The following is a 19,195-nucleotide window of genomic DNA, read 5'->3' as shown; positions in this document are numbered from 1 at the left end:
TTTTAAGCTCGGTAGAATTTACTTCTGCACTGGAATTTACTTTTTCAATTTAGCAGCTTATTCCGGTTCCAAGCTACAAAAACTGCAAGCTTATTTTGCTTTAAAGCTACAAAAATACTAAGCTTACTCCAACTCAAAGGCTCCGGTATAAAGCTGATAGTACTTTCCTTTTGCGGCAATCAAATCCTTATGACTGCCTCGCTCTATAATTTCTCCCTGTTCCAAAACCATGATGACATCAGAGTTTTGTACGGTAGAAAGTCTGTGAGCAATCACAAAAACGGTTCTTCCGGCCATCAGGGCATCCATACCCTTCTGTACAATAGCCTCCGTTCTGGTATCAATGGAGCTGGTGGCTTCATCCATGATAAGGACAGGAGGATCATTTACCGCAGCTCTGGCAATGGATAAAAGCTGTCTCTGTCCCTGGGACAAGTTGCCTCCGTTAGCACTTAGCTCCGTATCATAGCCCTTTGGAAGTCTTGTAATGAAATCATCCGCTCCCGCAAGCTTTGCCGCAGCAATACATTCTTCATCTGTCGCATCCAGCTTTCCGTAACGAATATTTTCCATTACCGTTCCGGTAAAGAGCACGGTATCCTGCAAAATTACCGCAATGGATCTTCTTAAATCGGAAATGGCAATATCCCGAATATTGATGCCGTCGTATATAATCTCTCCCCTTTGGATATCATAGAAACGATTCAAAAGGTTGGTGATGGTGGTTTTTCCCGCACCGGTGGCTCCTACAAAGGCTACTTTTTCTCCCGGTCTTGCAAAAACATCAATATTCTTTAGAATCTGACGCTTTCCATCATAGGAGAAATCCACTCCCTTAAGCTCCATGTCCCCTTTCAGTTCTTTCAAGGAAATGCTTCCATCCGGTAAAATGCTCTTCCAAGCCCAGAGCTCTGTTCTCTTCTTGCTTTCTACCAAACGTTCTCCCTCGTGGGAACAGTTCACAAGGCAAACCTTTCCTTCGTCCTCTTCCACCTCTTCATCAATCATCTGATAAACTCTGTTCGCACCGGCAACACCCATAACCACGGCATTAACTTCCGAGGAAATCTGTCCCACCACACCTGCAAACTGCTTGGTCATATTCAAGAAGGGGATCACAATAGCAATGCTTAAGCCTAATCCGGAAATGGAAATATTGGGCACATGGAAGGCCAAAAGCGCACCTCCCACAATGGCAACCAAAACATAAAGGATATTTCCGATATTGTTTAGAATAGGCATAATCACATTGGAATAACGGTTAGCCTCATTGGAAACCCGAAACAATTCATCATTATAGCGGTCGAAGTCCTGAATACTCTTCTCTTCATGATTAAAGACCTTAATGACCTTCTGTCCGTTCATCATTTCCTGAATAAAGCCTTCGGAACGGGCCAGCTCCTCCTGTTGACGAACAAAGTAATGGCTGGACTTTCCTCCGATTACCTTCACAATCCGAAGCATAAAGAAGGATCCAAGCACAACCATCAGACTCAGCCAAAGGGAGTAATACAGCATAATGGAAACTACCGTAATCACCGTAATCAGGGAAGAAATAGCCTGAGGAATACAGATAGAGATAAACTGTCTCATGGCATCAATGTCATTGGTATAATGACTCATGATATCCCCGGTTTTGTTTTGGTCGAAAAATGCAATGGGCAGATCCTGCATATGGTTAAACAGTTTCTGACGATACTGTTTTAAGGAGCCCTGGGTAATGGTGGCCATATTCATATTGTAGCAATAGGCACAAATCAGGGAAATGGTGTAAAACACCAGCAAAATCCCAACCAGTCTTAAAATATCGGAGGATACTGCATCCCAGTTTCCTTCCTTATAAACCGTTTCAATCAAACTGATAATCTTTTGCTGAAAAATCGCCGGAATAGACGTTACCACCGCATTGATGACGATGAACAGTAAGGTAATGGGCAGCAGAGTCGGATAAAAGGAAAATAAGTCCTTTATGATTCTGCCTAAGGTCTTCATAAAATTCTTCGGTCTTCCCTTATTCTCCATCCTCTACCTCCTTTCTGTTCTGAGACTCATAAGTCTCTCTGTAAATCGGAGAATTCTCCATAAGTTCCTCATGAGTACCTCTGGCAATAATTTCTCCCTTATCCATAATCAGAATCTGATCTGCGTCCATTACAGAGGAAACTCTTTGGGCAATAATAATCTTCGTAGTGTCCGGAATAAATTCCTTAAAGCCCTTCCGAATAAAGGCATCGGTTTTGGTATCCACCGCCGAGGTGGAATCGTCCAAAATTAAAATCTTGGGTTTCTTCAGCAAGGCTCTGGCAATACAAAGTCTTTGCTTCTGTCCTCCGGAGAAATTGCTTCCCCCCTGTTCCACATGGCTTTCATAGCCTTCCTTCATTCGTTCAATAAAATCCGCCGCCTGGGAAAGCCTGCAGGCTTCTTCCAGCTCAGCCTGGCTAGCATTTGGGTTTCCCCAGCGAAGGTTCTCCGCCACTGTTCCGGAGAAAAGAATATTCTTCTGTAATACTACAGCCACCTGGTCTCTCAAGGCTTGAATATCGTATTTTCGAACATCCTCACCGCCAACCAGCACTTCTCCCTCCGTCACATCATACAGTCGGGAAATCAACTGGGTCAGAGATGACTTGGCAGAACCGGTTCCTCCCAGGATTCCCACGGTTTGTCCTGAAGGAATATGAAGGGAAATATCAGTTAATACATTCTTTTTTGCATCCTTGGAATACTTAAAGTATACATGATTAAAGTCAATGGAGCCGTCCTTCACCAGCTTAATGCCCTCTGCCGGATTCTCCATGGTGCTTTCTTCCGTTAAAACTTCAGCGATTCTTCGAGAGGAAGCTGCGGAAATTACCACCATCACAAATACCATGGCCACCAGCATCAGGCTGGAAAGAATCTGATAACTATAGGTCAAAAGGGCGGAAAGCTGTCCTACATCTAAAGCAGAACCGCTTGTGCTAACCACCAAATAGGAACCGAAGCTTAAAACAAAAAGTACGACCACAAAAAGACAGAACTGCATCAAGGGGTTAGCCAGGGCGATCAGTTTTTCTGCTGAAATAAAGTCCAGAGCCAAAGACTCCGCCTTTCCATTAAACTTTTCTTTCTCATAATCTTCCCGAACATAGGTTTTCACTACCCGCATGCCCTGAATATTTTCTTCCACAGACTCATTTAAGGCATCATAACGCTTAAAGATTTCGTTGAAAATCTTCATGGCTTTTTTGGTAATAATAATTAAACCGATTGCCAAAATAGGAATAACCAAGCAGAAAATAATAGCCATTCTTCCGCCTATCAAAAAAGCTGCTGTAAAGGAAAAAACAATCATCAATGGGCCTCTGAATGCGGTACGCACCAGCATCATATAGGCCATCTGTACATTGCTGATATCCGTGGTTAATCTTGTTACCAAGGAAGAACTTTCAAAACGGTCAATATTCTCGAAGGAAAAGCCCTGAATTCTTTGAAACATATCTCTTCGAATATTCCGGGCGAAGCCTGTGGAGGCAGAAGCCGCAAAGTTTCCTGCCCAAAGGCCGAAAAGAAGAGAAAGAATAGCCATCACCACCAGAATCAAGCCATAATGCAGAATCATCTGCATGGAGGCATTTTCCTTCATTTTGTTCACCAGTTGAGCCGTAAAAAAAGGAATCATACATTCCAAGATAACTTCTCCGGTAACCAGAAGAGGACAAAGAATGGAGTCTTTTTTAAACTCTCTGATAGATTGTGATAGGATTTTCAGTACCTGCATGGTATCTCTCTGCATGACTTTTTCCTCTTGCATTTTATATCCCTCCTTATCATGAGCTATCCTGACGGAATCACATACTGATTAGTGTCTTACGGCTCTATGCTAATACTTATCCTACAATATACTGTTCCGTTTATCTTATAATTTTTCTAAACTTTGCAATTTTAAGGAGAATTTAACAGCTTGTCAAGCGCCGGTAAATTACCCTTTTCTGTTCTTTTGCAAGATTCAATTCTCTGCTCCCTGAAATTGGCTTTCATAAAGATTCTTATAGAAGCCCTTTTGTCGTAAAAGCTCCTCATGACTTCCTTTTTCAATCACATTTCCATCCTTCATCACCAGGATGCAATCCGCATTCTGAATCGTAGAAAGACGATGGGCCACGATAAAGGCGGTTCTGCCCTTCAACATTTCCTGGAAGGCTCTTTGTACCTTTTCTTCCGTTCTGGTATCAATGGAGCTGGTGGCCTCATCCAAAATCAAAATGGCCGGATCTCTTAACATCACTCTGGCGATACAAAGAAGCTGCTTTTGCCCCTGGGAAAGATTTCCTCCATCCTCCGGAAGAAGCGTATCATAGCCCTTTGGAAGCTGCATAATAAAATGATGACAACCGGCACGTTTAGCGGCTTCAATGACCTCTTCTATACTCTTCTCCGGCGATCCGTAACGAATGTTTTCCAAAACCGTATCGGCTTTTAGCCAGCTGTCCTGAAGAACCATGCCATAGGCAGAACGAAGGCCATGGTCGGATAGCTTTTCATAGGAAATTCCGTCAATGGAAATCCTTCCCTGATTCGGCTCATAAAAACGCATCAAAAGATTGATTAAGGTTGTTTTTCCGCATCCTGTAGGGCCAACAATGGCAATATTCTGTCCGGCTTGTACGGAAAGGCTCAAATCCTGAATCAACTTTTGCTCCTTGGTATAGGAGAAATACAATCCGGAAAGCTCCAAATATCCTTCCACCGGCTTCGGCAATTCCCTTTCCTCCGCCTTTGGCTGCATTTCCGCTTCTTCCAGAAAGTCAAAGACACGAGATGCGGCAGCTAAGGCATTTTGAATTTCCGTAATCACGGAAGTAATGTCGTTAAAGGGCTTGGCATACTGAGTGGCATAAGCCAATAGAGAGGACAACTGACCGATGCTTAAAGTTCCTCTCAGGCAAAACAGTGCCCCGATTCCCCCCACCAAAGCATAGCCTAGGGCATTTAAAAAACGGGTAAAGGGGTTGACCAAAGAGCTGTAGAAGTTTGCTTGCATACTATATCGGGAAAGTCTCTCATTTTTCTCCTGATACAAGGACTCTTTGGGGGCTTCCTGCATAAAAGCTTTCAGAAGCTTCACATTTCCGATAGCCTCCGTACTGAAGGCAGCTATTTCTCCTCTGCTCTTGGACTGATTTTGAAAATACAGGTAAGAGCGCTTGGAAATAAACTTTGCAATAAAAAAGGATAAAGGTGTAAGAGCCAAAAGAATTAAAGCAATCCTCCATTCTAAAAGGAAGAGAAAAAAGGCAGTTTCCAGAATACTGAACACGGCCTGCAAAAACTGATTCAATAAAACAAATAAGCCCTGAGATATCTGTTCTATATCTGTGGTCAAACGACTTAAAATCTCCCCCGGTTCCTTGGAATCAATGGAGGATAAAGGAACAGCCTGAATATGGGAAAAAGCCTTCTCTCGTAAATCTTCAATCACATGAAAGGTCAAATAGGTATTTACCTGGTTCATCAACCATTGAAAAAGCACTGCTAATATAAGAACCAAAAGCATAACCTTAAAAATCTGTCCCAGTCCGGGAAAATCCACCCTTCCCTTTCCGGCAATCTTATCGATGGCCTTTCCTAAAAGAATCGGCAAAAAAAGAGAAAATACTACGGACAGAAAGGCTGAGACAATGGAAAGGAGCAAAGCGAATTTATAAGGTTTCATAAAGCGAAAGAGCTTCCGAAAGGCTTCTCCCGCAGTTCTATTTTCCTTAGGCATCTTACTCCTCCTTTCCCTGCTTCTGCGAAGCACAGATTTCCTGATATACCGAACAATGCTCCAAAAGCTCCTGATGACTTCCTACACCGATGAGCCTTCCTTGGTCCAAAACCAGAATCTTCGGTAAATGTCTGATGCTGGACACTCTTTGAGAAATCACCAAAAGACTTTTCTTTCCTTGATATTCCTCCAGTGCGCTTCGCAGCTTTCTTTCCGTCAGCATATCCAAAGCTGAGGAGGAATCGTCCAAAATCAAAAGCCTGGAATCTCCCACCAGGGCTCTGGCTATAGAAAGCCTTTGTCTTTGTCCTCCTGAAAAGTTCTTACCTTCTATACTGACGGACAAATTCAGACCTTCCCCCTTTGCCTCTACAAATTCCTTTCCCTGGGCAATTTCCAAGGCCTTCCAGAGCTCTTCATCATTTGCATCCTTCTTTCTCCAAAGAAGATTTTCCTTAAGCGTTCCGGAAAAAAGTACTGCCTTTTGAGGGACATAGGCAATGCTTTCCCGAAGCTCTTGTTCCGAATACTCTCTTAAGTTTCTTCCCCAGAGGAAAATTTCTCCCTCATAATCCCTATAAAATCCGCAAATCAGGGAAACTAAAGTGGATTTTCCGGATCCGGTACCGCCGATAATTCCTAAGCTCTCCCCCTCTTCTAGAGAAAAGCTGATATCGGAAAGAGCTCTTTCCTCTCCGCTGTCATAGGAAAAGGAAAGATAATTCATAAGAATTCCCGGCTTCTTGCCGTCTTGAGCCGGATTAGATTGGACTACTTTTTCATAAGGCTTGGTAGAAATACCCTTGGACTCAGACTCGCCATCGCTCTTTCGCTCCATTACCTCTTCAATTCTGCTGATGCTGGCATAGGCCTTAACCATCAGGATAATCAGATTGGCAAGCTTTAGAAGCTCCACCAAAATCTGGCTCATATAGTTAGTCAGAGCCACCACATTTCCCTGAAAGAGCCTGCCGTCATTGACCAATTTTGAGGAAAAATACAGAATGCCCATAAGCCCCAGCTGAATCAACAGCATGCTCATGGGATTCAGTAAGGCGGAAATCTTTCCTACTGCAATCTGTACCTTGGTATAATTTTGGTTCTTTTCCCGGAATTCCTCTTCTTCCTTCTCTTCCTGACAAAAGGCCCGTACCACACGGATACCCATTATATTTTCTCTGTATTTTCTGGTAATGTTTTCCAAACTGATTTGAATCTTTTTGTAAAAGGGCATGGTAAGAGCCATAATTCCAAAAACTACAAAGGATAGAAGAATCAATACCACAAAAAACAAAAGCGATAGGCCGGGGCTGATTCGAAAGGCCATGATGCAAGCCCCCACAACAATAAAAGGAGAGCGCATTAATAGCCTAAGCACCATATTCACCGTAGATTCAATCTGAAAGATATCCGGACCGATTCTGGTAATCAAGGAAGATGCGGAAAGCGCATTGTAATCTTTGTAGGGTAAAGAAAGAATTTTGTGAAACAAGTCTCTACGGTAGGATTTTCCCACCACCATTGCTACCTCTGCCGCAAAATACTGGGCAATGACAGCGGTAAGGCAACCAATGCAGGCTAAGACTAAGAGCAGGAAAAGGCTATGCCAAATCACCCCTACATTCTCCTTACGGATTCCCTGATCGATCATTCCGGCAATGACTAAAGGAACAAAGAGCTCAAACATACTTTCCAGACACTTAAACAGGGGGGCCAAAATACTTTTCCCCTTCACCTTTTCCATATAGGACAGTATTCTTCTCATCTTACTACTCCTCTAACTATTGACTCCTTAAATGACCTTCGTTCTCCTATAACTGCTCTTTTCTTCTTGTAAAACTATTTTAGAGCTATGGAAGGACTACCCTTTTATCCTTCTTTATGAAAATATTGATCCAACACCTTTCTGGCAATAGGGGCCGCGGTTTTTCCACCGGTTTCTCCTTCTTCTACAATAACGGATATCGCAATCTCCGGATCCTCCATGGGGGCAAAGCCTACAAACCAGGCATTGGTCTTTAAATCATTCCCCACCTTCACCTGGGCGGAACCGGTTTTTCCGCAAACCTTATAGGCATCTGTATTTAATACACTGGCAGTACCCTCCGTAACTACCTTTCTCATAAACTGCTTTAAGGCATCACTTTCCCCTTGGGAAAGAAGGCTATGACTTTCCCCATAGGGGAACTCCTTTACCGTTGTGCCATTGGCATTCTGTACTGAAGCAAGAAGGCTTGGATAGACCAGATTTCCACCATTGGCAATGGCGGAAACCATGCAAAGGTTTTGAAGGGGAGTACAAAGGGTGGCCCCCTGTCCGATAGCGGTTTGCATCTTATCCCAAACGTCCGCATTCTCTGCCAAGGTGAATTGTCCTGCATTGGCAGACAAACCGATATCTATTTTTTGATTATAGTAAAAGCTTTCCGCCAAAGCCTTTAATCGAGTTGGATCAATCTCTGTTCCCAGCTTGGCAAAGGCGGAATTGCAGGAATCCGCAATGGCAGATTCCAAATCCACCTTTCCGTGAACCTCCCCGTTATAGCAATGCACCACATAGGAGGAATTTTCCGGATCCACATATTCACCCTTACAGGTATAGCTAAAGCTCTGCCAATCCGCAGGATGCTCCCGAATATACTCCAAAGCCATCAAAAGCTTAAAGGTTGAGCCGGGAGGATAAAGTCCCTGGGTAGCCCTGTTCAGAAGATTTCCGTCTTTGTTGTCGGAGGAAGTTAGAGCTTCCCAGTTGTTCTGAATATCCTCTTCCGTAAAGGAAGGTGCGGAAACCATCGCCAGAATTCTTCCGGTCTTCGGATTCATACAGACAATACTCCCCTTCTTATCCTTCAACAAAGAATAGGCAAGGGATTGTAAAGAAGAATTCAAGCTAAGTACTACCGAATCTCCGGGATTCTTGATTTCCTCCGCCTGATTGATGATTTTTTGTAAGGGGTTAATACTGGAACGGCTAAGATAAAAGTTCGCCATGGACTCCACTCCGGTTTTTCCCTTACTGCTGTAGCCGATGGGGTGAGAAAAGGCAATCCCCTCCGGATAGACTCTTTTCTCTCCTCCCTCTCCTGTTTCCGTTTTCGCCAGTACCTTTCCATCAGAAGAAAGGATGCTGCCTCGAATGACCTTCGAAGAAAGATAATCTATTCTGGCATTGTAGGGGCTGGAAATCTGATTCGGAGCCAAAACCAGCATAAAATAACAAAAATATACAATCATGGAAAAGAAAAGCAGGACAAAGAAATAGGTAATTCCCTTCATTTCCCTGTTGCTTGGTTTTCTTCTGGAATTATTATACTTTTTCATAATTTACCCTTCTTCCGGAATTTCTAAGCTTATTCATAAATGCCCCTTCTCCCCTTCCTCTTCGGCGCTTGCTGTTCGTCTTCCTCTTCATCCATGGCATCTTCCTTTCCCTGGATAACAAAGAGAGCTTGGAAGATGGCAAAAAGAATACAACTGGAAATCATACTGGAACCGCCATAGCTGACAAAGGGCAGGGTCACTCCCGTGGAGGGGATAAATTTTATGGCTCCACCGATGGTTAAAAAGACCTGCATCACATAAATCACACTCAGTCCGATACAGATGAGTTTATAAAAAAGGCTTTCCATATCCATTCCCATCATCATCATTTGCATAAAACAGGAAAGACAGACGAGAATCACGCAAATCGCCACAATTCCTCCCATCTCTTCGGACAAGGCGGAGAAAATAAAATCATTTTCCACGATGGGAATCTTGTTGGGCAATCCCTGAAAAAGACCAAGTCCCAAAAATCCCCCCGTACCGATGGCAAAGAGAGACTGGGTAATCTGATATCCCTTCCCTGCAATGTCCTTCCAAGGATCCAAAAAGGCAAATACTCTGGTACGCACATGAGAAAAAAGATGGTAGGACACAAAGCCTGCCAATGCAGATAGACCAAATCCTAAGGCAAGATACAAAAATTGACTGCTGGCCACATAAAGCATAAACAAAAAGGCCATAAATAGGATTAGAGCAGAGCCTAAGTCCTTACACAGCACCAACACAATGCCGTGGAGCATAGCCACTATTGCTGCCTTGTATAAGCCCCTTTGATTTTGCTCCTCCGATAAAAATCCCGCAACGGAAAAGACAAAGCTGATTTTAACGAATTCGGAAGCCTGGAAGGAAAAGCCAAAGAAATTCAAGCTCATCTTAGCACCAAAGCTTACCCGTCCTACAATAAGGACCAAGGAAAGCAGGAAAATCCCCAGTACCGCAAAGGCAATTCTTCCCTTTTGAAAATCCCAGATTTTATCGATGAAATAGGGAATAAGCAGGGCCAGAAGACTGGCTGCCACGGAAATGACAAACTGCTTCATGGCCTTATCCGTATTTAATCTTTCCAGCATAATCCATCCTAAGGCCAAAAGAAGACACTGGTTATACAAGAGCGTCTCGCTGAAGGTAGGATAGATTTTCTTCCATAGGAAGGGATAGAGCACAAGAAAAGCTAACTCCGCTCCATACATGATCAGATAAAAGAAGTCCTTTGTATGAAAGAAAAGAACCCCATGACAAAGAAAATGTAAGAACAATAAAATCTGGTACAGAAATTTTGCCAGTCTTCTTTTTCCATCCCCATAATCCAGGGAAAGGTTTCGAAACAGACTGTAACAATACAGCAGCATCAATACCATACATACAATCTTCGTAAATGTACTAAAAAGACTACCCATCTTTTCTCCCCTACTCTATTCCTTTATGAAAATGTCCTCTGGTAAACTGCTTTAAAGGCTTTCCCTGAAAAAGCTCCAGGATTTCTTTTTCCGATTCCACCGTAAAATCAAAACGAAAAGAAGAAGCGCCAAGCCTTTCCACTTCCTTTTCCAGCCCTATTAGAGACAAAACATCGCTATTGTAGATTTGATTATAGCAGTATTTGCAATAGAGGCGAACCGGCATACTCTTATTCTGCCTATCCTGTAAAGACACCACATTGTTCCCTCTGGTACAGCCATTTCTGGTTTTTTCTATACAATTGGCACTGACCATCATAGGCAGGTGCCCGTAGCAAAGAAGCTCTGTGGAGATTCTCCTGCTTCTTGCCCATTCGGAAAAGGCCATATCCTCCTGAAAACGAAACTCAATGGGAAAGCACATTTCTTTTGCTCCCAAGGATTCCCATACCTCCATGGCAGACTGATTATAGCTATAGAGGGTATAGTCAAAGCAGGTTGAAAACTTCCTATCCGGAAAATCCTGTAGCATTGCCACCTGATCCAGGGTACGAAGAAGAAAATGACTGAAGCCCTCTTCATTTTTCGCCTCTTCCATCCAATCCTTCGGACTTCTTCCCCTGTCTTCCCTTCTTTGGATTCTTCGAAAACGAAGACCTGCCCATTTTCCGCTGTTCTGAATCTCCCCGCGATATTTCAGGAGCTCTTCCTCGGAAAAGGCTCCCTCATCCAGATAAATTCCTTTGATAAAAGGGAATTGAAGCACCGCTTTTAGCTGTTCTCCTCTTTCTATGGAAACCCTAATTTCCCCTAAGTCTTTGATTCCGTCTATACTGCCCAAGAATAGCCTCCCTCATTTTCTCTACACCGTCTCTCCTTAATTGGTTCAGGAAAGACAGGGGATAGAAAATATCTTCCTCCCCATGAATCGAAAGTTCTTCCAGGGAAAATTCCGTATTCCCCATCTTCTTCATTTGTTTTGCTATCTGTTCCCTGGATAAAATCTTTTCCTTGGCCTTTTCCACTGGCTGTGTTCCTTCAACAGATACAGACAGCCCGTTTTCTTCCTCTAAAGTAAAAAGAGGAAGCTCCCCGCAGGCTAAACGTAGAATTCCTTTCAAAGGAATCTTTCTTTCCCTCTCTTCCATTTCCTGCTTCAGCTTGGAAAGCACTTCTTCCTTTTCTTTTCGGAAAGGCTTTTCTCCGAAGGCAATCATATCTTCCCCGTTATGTTGTTCTAAATAAGAGCTGTAGCCTCCTCTGTCATAAACCTCTTTTAAGAGGGCTATATCTTCCTCCGAAACCTTATAAGAGCGCCCCTGAAGAGCCAAGTCCAGATATTTTCTGTAAATGGAGACCACTGTCCCTGTATAGAGGGCGGACTTCATTCTACCCTCTATCTTTAAAGAATAAGCTCCCGCCTCCAGAAGTTCCTTAAGAAGATCCAGGGTAAACATATCCTTCATACTCAGATAATTTCCCTTTTTCCCCTTACTGCTATAGCACAGTCTACAGGTTCCGGCGCATCTTCCCCGGTTTCCTGACCGTCCTCCTAAAAGAGAAGACATAAAACAGGCTCCGGAGTAGCTATAGCACATGGAACCATGAATAAAGACCTCTAACTCTAAGGGGGAAGCCTTGGCAATATCGGAAATATCCTCCAAATTGCATTCCCTGGAAAGTACAACCCTTTCCATGCCCAAGTTTTCCATTAAGCCCACAGCTTCTTTGGTGTGTACCGTCATCTGGGTGCTGGCATGTAGAGGAAGATCCGGATAGGCCTTAGCCAACATTTTCCCAATTCCCAGATCCTGAATAATTACCCCGTCCAAACCTGCTTCATAATAGGGATCCATATAGCTGAAAAGCTCTTTTCTTTCTCCCTCTTTAAAAAGAGTATTCAAGGTCATGTAAATCTTTTTCTTGTAAAGATGACAAAAATGAATGGCCGCCAAAAGCTCATCCTCTTCCGATAAAGAAGACTTGGCAAAGGCTCTTGCGGAATATTTTTGTCCTCCCATATAGATAGCATCCGCTCCGGCAAAAACAGCCACCTTGCATACTTCCAAGGAGGCTGCCGGGGCCAAAAGCTCTGCTTCATAAGGCTCTTTTTCTCTTAAATTATCTTTGTTTTGGATTGGCATCCTTACTTACTCCATCCTATAGCTATAGCCAAATTCAGAAGAAACAGCTTTTCTCTATAAACCCTAATTCCATATAGAGGATTATTCCTCTTTATTGCTTCCCTGATGAGAAGACTTTTCATGAGAAGTCTTTTCCTTTCCTTCCTTCTTTTCCAGAGCCAGAAGCTTCTTCTGGGTACTTTCCAATTCCTGCAAAACCCCATCCAGCTTTAACTTGGTCTTTACCAAGTCGTGCTTATAGGAGTAGCTCTCACTTTTTTCCTGATCCAAAAGCTCCTGCATCTCCTCCACTTTCTTTCTTTCCTGAAAAAGCTCATCACAAATATTAATCTGAAGCAGAAGGGATCGAACCGATTCCTCCAGCTTATTATAATTCCACATTTCCTTACGAATGCTTTCAATTTTATGGTTCAAATAATCTGCCACATCATGAAGGTAAGACTCGGAATTCTCCCCACTTAGGACATAAATTTTTCCGTCAATAATGACCTGTATTGTCTTTTTATCTGCCATTTTCTCCACCTTTTCCTATGCTTCACTCAGTCCTAAATGTTGATACGCATGTTTTGTTGCAATCCTTCCCCTGGGGGTTCTGTCTATCAGACCTTGTAAAATCAAATAGGGTTCTATCATATCCTCTAAGGTTCCCCGATCCTCTCCCAGACTGGTGGCTAAGGTCTCCACCCCCACCGGTCCTCCGGAAAACTTCTCGATTAGATTCCAAAGATACTGTCTGTCATAGGTATCCAAGCCTAAGGTATCCACATCCAGTAAATCCAGAGCATCCTCTGCCACTTCTTTGCGAATAACACCATTATACTTGATTTCCGCAAAATCTCGTACCCTCTTTAGCAAACGGTTGGCAAGTCTTGGTGTACCTCTGGAGCGTAGGGCAATGCTTTTCGCTCCGCCTTCATCAATAGAAATGGACAGCACCTTGGCGCTTCGAAGGACAATCTCTTCCAACTCCTCTTCCTTATAAAACTCCAGTTTCCCGATAATCCCGAAACGATCTCGAAGAGGGGCGGACAAAAGTCCCGCTCGGGTGGTAGCTCCTACCAAGGTGAATCGAGGTAAATCCAGACGGATGGAACGGGTACTGCTTTCCTTCCCCAAAAGCACATCAATGGCAAAATCCTCCATGGCAGGATAAAGCACTTCCTCCACCTGACGATTCAGTCTATGGATTTCATCCACGAAGAGCACATCCCCTTCGGAAAGGTTGTTCAAAATCGCCGCAATTTCCCCCGGCTTTTCAATAGCCGGTCCAGAAGTAATCTTACAGTGCACCCCCAGTTCATTGGCAATAATGTTGGAAATTGTGGTTTTTCCCAAACCGGGAGGTCCGTAAAAGAGGCAATGATCCAAACTTTGCTTTCTCTTTTTCGCGGCTTCTATAAAAATAGACAGGGTTTCCTTCAGCTTTTCCTGTCCGATATAATCCTTTAAAAATTGAGGTCGAATCTTCGGATCAAAGGATAAATCCTCCTTACTCTCCTCTGTTTGTATCAACTTTCTTTCCATAAAAATCCCTTACAACGCAAACTGCTTCAGACTAATCCGTAACAGCTCCTCCGCGGTCTTTTCTTCATAGGCCGGAATCGACCTGATCCATCTTTTCGCTTCCATGACGGAATATCCCAAGGACACCAGGGCTTCCACCGCTTCCTCCACAGCCACGGAGGTCGCAGTCGTCTCAACAGCTTCTTCTCCGGAAAACGTAATGTCCTCCTTAGGTACTTTGTCCCGTAACTCCACAATCAATCTTTCCGCAGATTTCTTCCCCAGCCCCGGAGCCTTTTGTATCTTCTTGCTGTCATTGCTGATAATGGCATGTATCAGCTCCTCCCTGCTCATACAAGAAAATATTCCCAAAGCGGTCTTAGGACCAATACCGGAAACGGAAAGTAACTTGATGAAAAAATCCCTATCCCTTTCCTCCCAAAAGCCGAAAAGCTCCTGACTATCCTCTCGAACCGAAAAGTAGGTATGAAGAAGAATCTCCTCTCCTGTCTTAGGGGCTTTATCAAAAACAGAAGCAGGAATGCGAACCCCATATCCCAGTCCTCCTGCTTCTATTACCAACATATCCTCTTTTACTTCCCGTAAAATACCATGTATAAATCGAATCATAATCTCTCCAATCCGCAATAGTCTAGCATAGATGCTTGATTTTCTCAATGGAGGGAAGAAAATTGCTTGGCTTTTTGTGAAGAAAAGAAAGACCTGAAACCGGGGACACACTTGAATACCCCAATTTCAGGCCTAACTTGACGAAAATCTAAACGTCTTATTTACAAACTTAAACCCAGTGGAAATTCTCTTTTCCGGCTGCCGCTTCAAAATGATACTTTACCAAACCGGAATCAATTCCCTGGAACTCGCCCTCTTTATAAGTGAACTGAACTTCATTTCCCTTACCCTTTAAATAGAAGGACTGACGATTATAGGCGGTAGGTGCCATCAAAGCATACTCCACACCCTCCTTAAACCAATCCGGTACGGTTCCTTCATAGCTGCATACCTCAAAATCTTCCTTGGAAGCATGAGGAGTACCCTGGGTCTCTCCATAGCCAATGGAAATCACACCATAAACAGGATGCTCAGGGCTTAATTTAGCAACAGCCTCCTTATTGAAGCTGGCACCTACCCACCAGGTATTTAAGCCAAGGGTCTGGGCATAGAGCATAATATCCGCACTGGCATAACCAACACGCTCCTCCACGCCTTCCTTTCCGTCTCCTGCCAATACGATGTAGTTCTTGGCATTTTTGGTAATCAATTTATCGATTAATTCCGCAAATGCAGCTCCATCCTCAGTTTTTAAGAAAAAATGCAGAGAATACTTCTGATTGCATTCCTGAATGCGCTCCTCTAAAGCCTTCACCACATCCTGAGGAATTACTTCATCCTTGTACTTACGAACCATATGTCGTTTTTCCATTGCTTCTCTAAGGGTCATCATAACCTCCTTTACCATAATCCGAAATTTCTCCTGAAAATAGGAATATTACTCATCTTTAGTATATCTTTTTTCGCCTTATTGTCCAGTGATTAATCAAGGAATGCACTGAATAAAACCAGGGGATGCTATTAATAAAAAGTTATTAAGGCCGGCTCGGAAGAAGCATATCCATGATTCCTATAGGGCTTAGGCTTCTTAATTTCTTATTCATATCTAAGGGCTACAATAGGATCTTCCTTTGCCGCCTTATTGGCAGGATAGATGCCGAAGAAGATACCCACTATCGCGGAGAAAAGTACCGCAACCAGGATAATTCCCGGACGAATCACTACGGATAAACCGAAGGCGGTAGCTCCCAAGGACACCAGTCCCATGGCCAGTAACACTCCAATCAATCCTCCCAGGGCGGACAACAGAGCAGATTCCGTTAAAAACTGCACCAAAATATCTCCTGTACTGGCTCCCAAGGCCTTTCTGATTCCGATTTCTCTGGTTCTCTCCGTTACCGACACCAGCATAATATTCATAATACCGATACCGCCTACCAGAAGAGAAATGGCAGCAATGCCGCCCACAGCAGCGGAAATTCCCCCCATTACCCCATCTACCTGTTTCATTTCATCCTGAATGGAGGAAATATACCAGTCGGAGGGCTGACGATTTTTTATTTTAGAAAAATAAGCTTTGATTTCCGTATTCAGCTGTTTCATCTCCTGCTCGGACATTCCTGTTTTTCCGTAGTATCGAATCATGGAAAATTCACTGGACTCAGGTGAAAGCAAAGTCCAGGGAACAATGCCTTCTCCATTTTTATCATTAGAACCCATTAAGAGCTTTTGAATGGGGCTGATATCTTTCCTGTACACTCCAATAATGCTAAACTCTCGATTTTCTCCCATAATATCGGAGCGAAAATGTTTTCCTGTGACATTTACGGTTCCATATAACTTTAAAGCTGTAGTTTCGGAAATCATAATCACCGCTCTTCTTTCCTCCACATCATTAGCGGAAATATATCTTCCGTTTAAAATCTGTACCGGCTGAAGCTTTTGATAGGGAGAATCCACTCCCTCAATATTGGTTTTCAAGCGGTTTAATCCATTTTTTATATCGATAGAGCCGCTGGACATATTATCCACATAATCCAAGCGATTACCAAAGACCTCCTTCATCTTGTAAAGTTCGTCCATGGTGAAAAAATCGCTGTCTCGAATTTCCTCCTGATCCATGTAAGGATTAATCATGATGGCCGCCTGGGTCACACCTACATTTTTATAAAGGTCGGAGAACATTTTCCGCATGGTATCTCCGATGGAAACGATGGAGATTACGGAACCGATTCCGATAATAATGCCCAGCATGGTAAGAATGGAACGAAGCTTATTGGCTCGAAGAGAGCTTAATGCCATTTTCATATTTTCAAGAAGCATGGTTCCCTCCTCTGTACATTCCTTCAAAGATTGCCAAATCTCTTACCGGAGTAGGATTCTCATTTTTGATATCGGAAATCAGTTTTCCGTCTGAAAAGCGAAGCATCCTATCCGTATAGGCGGCAATATTCTCCTCATGGGTAACCACCACCACAGTAGCTCCTGCCTTATGCAGGGCGGAGAACATTTCCATAATTTCAATGGAGCTGGCAGTGTCTAAGTTTCCTGTGGGCTCATCCGCCAAAATCAAAGGCGGTTCATTGGCTAAGGCTCTGGCAATTGCCACTCTCTGCCTTTGCCCTCCGGACATTTCATTGGGCTGATGATGGATTCTGCCGGAAAGACCTACCTTTTCCAAAAGCATGGCCGCTCTTTCCGACCTTTGCTTTTGAGAACGGATATGGGCGTAAATCATGGGAATTTCCACATTTTTCAAAGCGCTCATACGACTAATCAAATTAAAGCTCTGGAACACGAAGCCGATTTTTTGATTTCTCACCTTATTCAAAGTATTGGGATCCATGGCCGCCACATCTTCTCCGTCCAGAAAATAATTGCCAAGACTTGGTTTATCCAAACAGCCTAAGATATTCATTAGAGTAGATTTTCCGGAGCCGGACTGGCCCATAATGGCTACGAATTCCCCTCTTTTAATTTTTAAATTAATCTGATTTAATCCCAATACCTTTACCGCACCGGTATCATAGATCTTCACCAGATTTCGTAATTCAATTAAAGTATCTTCCATCTTTTTATCCTGTCTGTACTACGACACCGGCTTCCTCCGGGCTAACGGACTGTGAGCCTTGGGCTGTGGGATCTACGGTTACCGGACTTCCCTCTGTAAGACTGGCATCAGGAGAAAGAATATAATTGCTTCCCTCTTTAAATGCGGAATCCTCTTTCACAGGTTTTACCTCCATGGAAACATCACTGGTAACTCCGGTAGTTACCGGAACAAAATGCACGGTTCCGTTTACAACAAAGGCCATTTTATTGCTTCCGTCTTCCCCGGTCATCACTGCAGAAATAGGTACTACATACACATCCTTGGCTTCGGATAAAAGCAAATCCGCCTTTGCGGTAATACCGGAAAGCAATCCCTTCTTATCTCCGGTAATCTGTACCTTAATCGGAATAACTCTTTCACTGGTGTTGGCGTTCTTCTCTTCTCCTGTGGGAGAAATGGAAGAAACCACCCCCTCCAAAGATTCTCCGCCTAAAATATCCGCCGTAATGGTAGCTTTTTGACCAAGATGTACCTTTCCGATATTGTATTCGGAAACCGCGATGCTGAGCTCCAGCTGATCCAGATTCTCAACGGTAAAATCATATTTATTTTCTGTCGGGGTATCTGCAAATTCTCCCACCTTGATGTTCACTCTGGTGATGGTTCCGGCAATGGGGGAAACTAAATCCGCATCGGAAACCTTGCTCTCCGCCTTCTCCAGCTCCTGTTCCGCCGTTTTGATCTGTAAATCATAGCTGTCCGGAACCTGTACTGCTCCCTTTATCACCTTGTAATTTGCCATAGTAGCCTTGGCATCCTTTAAAGCGCTTTCCGCCGCCTCATAGTCACTTTGGGGAATATCTCCGGTGGAGTAGAGACTGGATTTTCTCTGAAAATCCAATTCAGCATTTTTTAAGATTGTTTGATTTTTCTCATATTCCAGACGAAGATTTTTTTCCGCCTCGGTTTTATTGGCCTTTGCCAAATCCAACTGGGTTTTGGCAGCTTCCAAAGCAGTATTCACATCGGTTTTGTCTAAGCGTGCTAATACCTGCCCCTTCTCAACCTTATCTCCCTCTTTCACCAGAATTTCCGTTACCTTGGCATGTAAGCCGGAGGTAACCTGTTGGGCATCCGTACCGGACACAGGCCCGGAGAGACTGATTTTTTCCTGTATATCTCCCTTCGTTAAAGCCTGTACACTGACCATGGTTCCCATGGGCTTAGCGGGAAAAAGAAGGTTCTTAGCCACAAACAATAAGACTAAAACAAGGACTCCGATCAGAATCCATTTCAACTTTCCCTTTTTCTTCTTTTTAGGGCTTGCTTCCAGCAGTTTATTAATTTCCTGAGAAACATCCTGTCCCTGTTGATTCTCTTCCATTTCTTCTCCTTTAAAATGAAATGCGGTAGCTCTCTCATAAACCTACTTCGCCTTTTACGATTCTTTACC

At 43.5% G+C, this 19,195-nt stretch carries 15 protein-coding genes; all 15 read right to left on the bottom strand.

What is annotated here, in order from left to right; all coding sequences use genetic code 11:
- Positions 1-123: 123 nt before the first annotated feature.
- The 15 genes from RYO92_RS08115 to RYO92_RS08045 all read right to left on the bottom strand — a co-directional run bounded on the left by RYO92_RS08115 (position 124) and on the right by RYO92_RS08045 (position 19,126).
- On the bottom strand, positions 124-2,022 hold the full coding sequence (locus RYO92_RS08115) for an ABC transporter ATP-binding protein (protein WP_315370053.1): 1,899 nt from the start codon (positions 2,020-2,022) through the stop codon (positions 124-126).
- Complete coding sequence (locus RYO92_RS08110; RefSeq protein ID WP_315370054.1) at positions 2,012-3,763, bottom strand: ABC transporter ATP-binding protein; 1,752 nt, start codon at positions 3,761-3,763, stop codon at positions 2,012-2,014. Before RYO92_RS08110 ends, RYO92_RS08115 begins: the two co-directional genes overlap by 11 nt.
- A 228-nt stretch (positions 3,764-3,991) precedes the next feature.
- Positions 3,992-5,752 (bottom strand): ABC transporter ATP-binding protein, encoded by a 1,761-nt coding sequence (locus tag RYO92_RS08105; protein ID WP_315370052.1) that lies wholly within the window; start codon positions 5,750-5,752, stop codon positions 3,992-3,994.
- Between the two features lies 1 nt (position 5,753).
- Positions 5,754-7,517, bottom strand: a complete 1,764-nt coding sequence (locus RYO92_RS08100; RefSeq protein WP_315370051.1) for an ABC transporter ATP-binding protein — start codon at positions 7,515-7,517, stop codon at positions 5,754-5,756.
- 104 nt (positions 7,518-7,621) lie between these two features.
- On the bottom strand, positions 7,622-9,073 hold the full coding sequence (locus tag RYO92_RS08095; protein ID WP_315370050.1) for a peptidoglycan D,D-transpeptidase FtsI family protein: 1,452 nt from the start codon (positions 9,071-9,073) through the stop codon (positions 7,622-7,624).
- A 29-nt stretch (positions 9,074-9,102) separates the two neighbouring features.
- On the bottom strand, positions 9,103-10,473 hold the full coding sequence (locus RYO92_RS08090; protein ID WP_315370049.1) for an FtsW/RodA/SpoVE family cell cycle protein: 1,371 nt from the start codon (positions 10,471-10,473) through the stop codon (positions 9,103-9,105).
- Positions 10,474-10,483: 10 nt separating this feature from the next.
- Positions 10,484-11,314: a hypothetical protein gene (locus tag RYO92_RS08085; protein ID WP_315365063.1), complete on the bottom strand. Its 831-nt coding sequence runs from the start codon at positions 11,312-11,314 to the stop codon at positions 10,484-10,486.
- Complete coding sequence (locus RYO92_RS08080) at positions 11,274-12,617, bottom strand: peptidase U32 family protein (protein WP_315370048.1); 1,344 nt, start codon at positions 12,615-12,617, stop codon at positions 11,274-11,276. Before RYO92_RS08080 ends, RYO92_RS08085 begins: the two co-directional genes overlap by 41 nt.
- 81 nt (positions 12,618-12,698) lie before the next feature.
- A complete protein-coding gene (locus RYO92_RS08075; RefSeq protein WP_007156204.1) occupies positions 12,699-13,130 on the bottom strand; it encodes a cell division protein ZapA in 432 nt (143 codons plus the stop codon).
- Between the two features lie 15 nt (positions 13,131-13,145).
- The gene (ruvB, locus tag RYO92_RS08070; protein ID WP_315370047.1) at positions 13,146-14,141 is read right to left on the bottom strand and encodes a Holliday junction branch migration DNA helicase RuvB; all 996 of its coding nucleotides are present in this window, start codon (positions 14,139-14,141) and stop codon (positions 13,146-13,148) included.
- A 9-nt stretch (positions 14,142-14,150) separates the two neighbouring features.
- Positions 14,151-14,750 (bottom strand): Holliday junction branch migration protein RuvA, encoded by a 600-nt coding sequence (gene ruvA / locus RYO92_RS08065; RefSeq protein WP_007156206.1) that lies wholly within the window; start codon positions 14,748-14,750, stop codon positions 14,151-14,153.
- Between the two features lie 169 nt (positions 14,751-14,919).
- Positions 14,920-15,597 carry a nitroreductase family protein gene (locus tag RYO92_RS08060; RefSeq protein ID WP_315365065.1) on the bottom strand — a complete coding sequence of 226 codons (678 nt, stop codon included), beginning with the start codon at positions 15,595-15,597 and terminating at the stop codon, positions 14,920-14,922.
- A gap of 188 nt (positions 15,598-15,785) precedes the next feature.
- Entirely contained in the window at positions 15,786-17,012 is a 1,227-nt protein-coding gene (locus RYO92_RS08055; RefSeq protein ID WP_315370046.1) for an ABC transporter permease, read from the bottom strand.
- Positions 17,002-17,760: an ABC transporter ATP-binding protein gene (locus tag RYO92_RS08050; RefSeq protein ID WP_007156209.1), complete on the bottom strand. Its 759-nt coding sequence runs from the start codon at positions 17,758-17,760 to the stop codon at positions 17,002-17,004. Before RYO92_RS08050 ends, RYO92_RS08055 begins: the two co-directional genes overlap by 11 nt.
- A 4-nt stretch (positions 17,761-17,764) precedes the next feature.
- Positions 17,765-19,126 carry an efflux RND transporter periplasmic adaptor subunit gene (locus RYO92_RS08045; RefSeq protein ID WP_315370045.1) on the bottom strand — a complete coding sequence of 454 codons (1,362 nt, stop codon included), beginning with the start codon at positions 19,124-19,126 and terminating at the stop codon, positions 17,765-17,767.
- Between the last annotated feature and the right edge of the window lie 69 nt (positions 19,127-19,195).

It is taken from the genome of Oribacterium sinus, assembly GCF_963553175.1.
GTDB classification, from domain to species: domain Bacteria; phylum Bacillota; class Clostridia; order Lachnospirales; family Lachnospiraceae; genus Oribacterium; species Oribacterium sinus_B.
Note: the sequence above shows the minus strand (reverse complement) of the source record. Positions and strands in the feature narration are given on the sequence as shown.